This window comes from Bergeyella anatis, from assembly GCF_036016955.1.
In the GTDB taxonomy this organism is placed as follows: Bacteria; Bacteroidota; Bacteroidia; order Flavobacteriales; family Weeksellaceae; genus JAYWXI01.
In genome coordinates this window covers 1-1,816 of sequence record NZ_JAYWXI010000053.1, presented here as the reverse complement: position 1 = coordinate 1,816, position 1,816 = coordinate 1, and the positions used below count along the sequence as shown (strand labels likewise).

The 1,816-nt window shown below is 40.0% G+C and carries 1 protein-coding gene; it reads right to left on the bottom strand.

From position 1 onward, the window contains the following. Window positions 1–281 precede the first annotated feature (281 nt). Complete coding sequence (locus VQ048_RS12055; RefSeq protein ID WP_064971500.1) at window positions 282–1,568, bottom strand: IS1380 family transposase; 1,287 nt, start codon at window positions 1,566–1,568, stop codon at window positions 282–284. Window positions 1,569–1,816 lie beyond the last annotated feature (248 nt).

The window sequence follows — 1,816 nt, the reverse complement described above, 5'->3', positions numbered from 1 at the left end:
GGCCCGTTATGTGAAAGAATAAAACGGCACCTCCAAAAAGAAAGTGCCGTTTCGAAATTAAATTTATAAATTCTCAATCCACTACTTCTGAAACAGTTGATTTTTCTATTACCTCAAATCCGCAACTAAGCCCTTCAACGTCCTTCTTGCGTGTACATGTCCTCTCTTACTGAATTAGCAGATAAATTGAGGTAGAAATCCCCACTGCAACCCTCAATATTCCCTTACCCCACAATGCGACTTGAGGCAATACGCAGTATCATACCCATAAGTTGTAGGCGTTATCCAAAATCAGTCTGAAAAATGTCTGCGTAAGCATTATTACAGGTATAGATATTCAGCACATACCGCCTTGATGTCCTGATCCACTTGGCTGGTACAGAGATAAACCTGAAGACAAACGCTTTTATGCGACTTGTTGCATTGAGTCCGAACCTCTTTACGTCAAGTCTTTGGATAATGGCCTTGTAGAAGTTACGGATAAGTGCTGTAAGAAGAAGGAACACAGTGTTTTCTGCCATGAAGGATTTGGGCAATCTGTTCCACCCGAAACCATTGTTCATATCATCGAAGATACGTTCCTTTCCTCCACGAAGGTTATAGAACTCGACTATTTTTCTTACGGAAGATTCATAGTCGTTGGTCAGGATACAACGGTATGTGTATTTTCCTTCCCAAAGATCCTGCATACCATCCATCCGTTTCTGTCTTTGAATCACAAGTCGGTATGCTTTACCCTTCCACTTCTCAACAAGGATAGAGTTCAATTCGAACTCAATGCCATTGATTTCCTCAGTCTTCCATCCTCTGAGAGCAAAGATGTCATTGTAGAGCGAACTGCAGCGGTTTGCGCGGATATAGAAGGACTTGCAGTGTTTCTCTATTTCCTCCACGATTTCCTCGGAACATGATCCGCAGTCAGCTCTGAAACGATTGATAGTAAGGCCGTTCTGCTCAAATCTCTCAAAGAATCTCTTCAGCGTTTCCTTCTGATGGAAACGAACATTTGTGTTACCATCGCTATTCTCTATGCCAACAATCAAGTCGCCAATAACCGCCACACCAGGGCGATAACCGGAGAACTTCTTGTATGTAGGCTTTGCATCATACTTTTCAGTCTCTATGAACTGATGGTCGAAATCAACATCATACATCTCACCATCTTTCAGTTGGCCAGATGCAAACATACAATTGAGCAGTAAAGTATTGAGGACGTCAGCCGTATTGAAATCGTAGTTCTTACCCGTATCTGATGTATATGAGATGTTTTCTTGCGTCAGTTCCTTTATCGCTCTGAGAATAGTATCAGAACTACAAGTGCGAAGTGTCGGATGAAGCGAGAGATGGTTCATTAAATGAGTAGTGACATCCTCAATACATGAGCCTCCACAGAAATAGATACTCATGAGAGAACGGATGATTTCGCTATACCGATAACCAAACGATTTACATCTTAAACCGAGGATTGAGTCGATTACTGATGACAATGTGGAGTCAAATTGCTCCATGATAGAAAATATTCCTCCAAAAGGAGTGAGTTTCTCAGATTTAATTTGTATTTTTGCCATGTCTATCGTCGGATTCTCTTGTTTATTTTTTGCAACACTAAGATAAGTGAATTCTTCGACATGGCAAAATCCTGAGCAACTTTTTGTTGCTCAGGTACTTAAAAAGTTTAATTTATAATAGTGTTGCGGAATTAAGGTATTAGAAAAATTCCGTCAAAAGCTTCTTCTATTTCAGTTTTTAGGCACATCGAATCAAATCGAATCTTATTACAATTTTTTAATTCCGTACTTCTGTTCATTAGTAAACA

What these genes read in the sequence shown, in the direction of transcription:
- VQ048_RS12055 (WP_064971500.1), bottom strand. Translation starts at nt 1,568, where the DNA reads ATGGCAAAAATACAAATTAAATCTGAGAAACTCACTCCTTTTGGAGGA.